5 protein-coding genes are annotated in these 3,369 nt (G+C 35.5%); 4 read left to right on the forward strand and 1 reads right to left on the reverse strand.

Translation table 11 applies throughout. From position 1 onward, the window contains the following. From AB8B65_RS16840 to AB8B65_RS16850, 3 genes are all read left to right on the forward strand, one after another. On the forward strand, positions 1–577 hold a 577-nt coding region (locus AB8B65_RS16840; RefSeq protein WP_405302441.1), incomplete at its 5' end, for a GldM family protein. A gap of 21 nt (positions 578–598) precedes the next feature. After that, a complete protein-coding gene (gene gldN / locus AB8B65_RS16845) occupies positions 599–1,492 on the forward strand; it encodes a gliding motility protein GldN (RefSeq protein WP_405302442.1) in 894 nt (297 codons plus the stop codon). Positions 1,493–1,553: 61 nt separating this feature from the next. Beyond that, positions 1,554–2,678, forward strand: coding sequence for an NAD(P)/FAD-dependent oxidoreductase (locus tag AB8B65_RS16850; protein WP_405302444.1), 1,125 nt, complete (start codon positions 1,554–1,556; stop codon positions 2,676–2,678). Position 2,679: 1 nt separating this feature from the next. On the opposite strand, the gene AB8B65_RS16855 is transcribed toward AB8B65_RS16850, so the two are convergent. Next, complete coding sequence (locus AB8B65_RS16855; protein ID WP_405302445.1) at positions 2,680–3,069, reverse strand: DUF983 domain-containing protein; 390 nt, start codon at positions 3,067–3,069, stop codon at positions 2,680–2,682. An 85-nt stretch (positions 3,070–3,154) separates the two neighbouring features. Here AB8B65_RS16855 and AB8B65_RS16860 point away from each other — a divergent pair. Beyond that, positions 3,155–3,369 (forward strand): ATP-binding cassette domain-containing protein (locus AB8B65_RS16860; protein WP_405302447.1); only part of this gene is annotated, 215 nt, incomplete at its 3' end.

Genomic DNA, 3,369 nt, shown 5'->3' on the forward strand with positions numbered 1-3,369 from the left:
ACGTCCAAACTCAGCTACAATTTCTGCTGATAAAATGAACGTAGTATACCGTGGTGTTGTAAACCCAATGACAATTTCTTTTGCAGGTGTATCTGATAACAAAGTTGTTGCCAATGCGCCAGGATTAAGCAAAGTTGGAAATGGAAAATACAACATGAAGCCAACTTCAGGAACAGAAGTGAAAATCAATGTTTCTGCTACACTTGATGATGGAACTAAATCATCAGATAGTAAAACATTCAGAATCAAAGAAATCCCTGCACCAACAGGATTCTTTAGAGGAGTAAAAGGAGCAACAAAAATGAGTAAGTCTGGTGTGGAAAAAGGTTCTATAAAAGCAAACTTTGAATCATTCGATTTTGAATTACCATTAAGAATTACACAATTTGACTTTAAAGTTCCTGGGCAACCAACTATTACGGTAAGAGGAAGTAAGCTAGACGCAAGAGCTAAAAATGCTTTAAAGCGTGCTAAAAGAGGTCAAACTGTGCAGTTTATCAACATCAAAGCGAAGTCATCAACTCCTGGGTTAATTATCAAAAAAGTTTCGCCAGTATTTGTTGAAATTACAAACTAAAATTATTTTAAAACATTTGTTATGAATTGGAGAAGTTTATTTACAATTGCATTTGCACTCACAATCTCAGGCTCAATGTTTGCACAAGCAAACTTATTGAACGCTAAAGATCCGAGTCAAATAGGTGTGAAAACGCAAGCGCAAAAAGATGCTGACAATGATGGTCCATTACCTTATGGATACGTAGACGATAGAGATATTCTTTGGTCTGCAACAACATGGGAAATTATTGATCTTGATGAAAGAGTAAACTTCCCGTTATACTATCCAATTGATTCTATTGGTATGCGTTCTGATAGACGTTCTTTATATGATGTATTAATGAAGAACATCAAATCAAACAAGATTGAAAAAATTTATGAGGATGGAAACTTTACAGCAACTCGTACGCTTAAAGATATCGAATCTAGTTTAAAGAAAATCGATACATTACCTCCAGGAATTGATCAATTGAACAGAGGAGAAGCACTTTCTGATGAATACATTGAAGTAAGAGAGCTTACCGCTGCAGATATTGAAGAATACCATGTAAAAGGAGTTTGGTATTTTGACAAACGTCAAGGCGAACTAAAGTTTAGATTGTTAGGAATTGCTCCTGTATCAGCAGAAGCGCAATTTGTAGATCTAGATGGACAGCAAGATTTAATCGAGTTATTTTGGGTATTCTATCCAGATGCTAGAGAAATATTGCACAGTGCCAAAGCGTTCAATGATCGAAATGCTGCCGTACCATTATCTTTTGATCACTTACTAAACGCACGTCGTTTTAACGGAGTCATCTACAAAGAAGAGAATGTACAAGGCGATCGAAAAGTCATCGACTATGTAAAAGAGAATTCTCTTATGCAGTTATTAGAATCTGAACGAATCAAAGAAAAGATCAGAGGAAGAGAACAAGACATGTGGAATTACTAAATTCATAACATAACAATATAAAAACGCTCACTATTTGGTGGGCGTTTTTTATTTTTGCAATATGATAGATTATATAATCGTCGGATTAGGTTTAGCCGGAATTGCTTTCTGTGAAGAATTAGAAGCCGCAGGAAAAAATTTTGTAGTATTTGAAGATAACTCTCAAAAATCTTCAACGGTTGCAGGCGGATTGTATAATCCAGTAATTTTAAAACGATTTACACCAGTTTGGAATGCAGACGAACAATTGGAAGTTGCCTTGCCTTTTTATGAAGCATTAGAAAAAAAACTGCAAACACAATTTGATGAAAAATTAGCAGTCATGCGACGTTTTGCCGATGTAGAAGAACAAAATATGTGGTTTGAAGCTTCCGATAAACCCAAACTATCTAGATATCTTGATACAAAACTCATCACAAATACAAATACAGCTGTAAATGCATCTTTCTCTATGGGAAGAGTCAAAGAAACCGGGCGAATTTTTACTGGAAAACTACTCAAAGCGTATCGCGAATATCTTCAAGATAAAAACTATTTGCGAAACGAAAGCTTTCAATATGATAAACTCAAAATTTCTGGTGATTCGCTAGCGTATCAAAACATACAAGCAACAAAAATTGTGTTCTGTGAAGGTTTCGGAATCAAACAAAATCCTTATTTCTCCTACTTGCCTTTAAACGGAACAAAAGGGGAATTGCTAACCATAAATGCACCAAACTTACAAGTAGCTACGGTTGTAAAATCGTCAGTATTCATACTTCCTATGGGAAATGATACCTATCGAATTGGGGCAACCTACAATTGGGAAGACAAAACGAATATTCCAACAGAAGAAGCAAAACAAGAACTAACTGAAAAATTATCGAAACTCATTCAATGTGAGTATGAAATCATAGATCAAGTCGCAGGAATACGACCAACCGTTGCCGATCGAAGACCGTTGGTAGGAACACATCCAAAACATGCGCAATTAGCCGTTTTAAACGGTTTAGGAACGCGTGGCGTTATGATTGGTCCAACAGTTGCAAAACAACTCTATAACCATCTTACGCATCATGCAGTATTACCAAATGAAATCAACATCAAACGTTTTGAAAAAAGGTACAGAAAAAGCGTTACAAAAGAACACGATGACAAAAGAAGCGCTGAAAACGCGCATCGAAAAGCAAATTCAAACCAAAAATAAACTAAGGATTCTTTCGATCTAATTCCTTGTCATAAGACATAAAAATATTAATCCAAATATTTCGCGAAACACGCATAATTATTGGCATAAAACCAATCAGCGTTCCCATAATAGCAAAAAAGGTAGCAAGCAAACTAGCATTCAAAAACCACTTTGCAACAACAAATGCTGCAAATGCAAAGGCAATTCCAACGCCATAACTCACATACATAGCGCCGTAAAAAAAAGAAGGTTCAATCTTATAACGCGTGCCGCAATGCGCACATGTTTCGTGCATTTTTAGTGTAGTATTCAATTTATACGGGTTTTTTACCTCGTACATAGGTTCGTTTTGGCATTTTGGGCAACTTCCCGTTAAAATACTATTTAATTTCGATCCTTTTTTTAACATTTGTAAAAATATAGTATAAAATCATCTTGCTTTACTACAAAAGTAAGGCATACATTTTATAAAAACGGTAACTTTTGTCACACACATGATAAATATTCACAACATAGCTGTCGCTTTTGGCGGAACGTATCTATTTAAAGACATAGCGTTTCGGCTAAATGCGGGCGATAGTGTCGGATTGATTGGAAAAAATGGTGCAGGAAAATCTACACTATTAAAAATTCTTGCAAAAGAAAATGAACCTGACGAAGGTGCAATTGCAACAGACAAAGACATTGCAATTGGTTTCTTAAAACAAGA

Origin of the sequence: Kordia sp. (assembly GCF_045105435.1) — a bacterium.
Classification (GTDB): domain Bacteria; phylum Bacteroidota; class Bacteroidia; order Flavobacteriales; family Flavobacteriaceae; genus Kordia.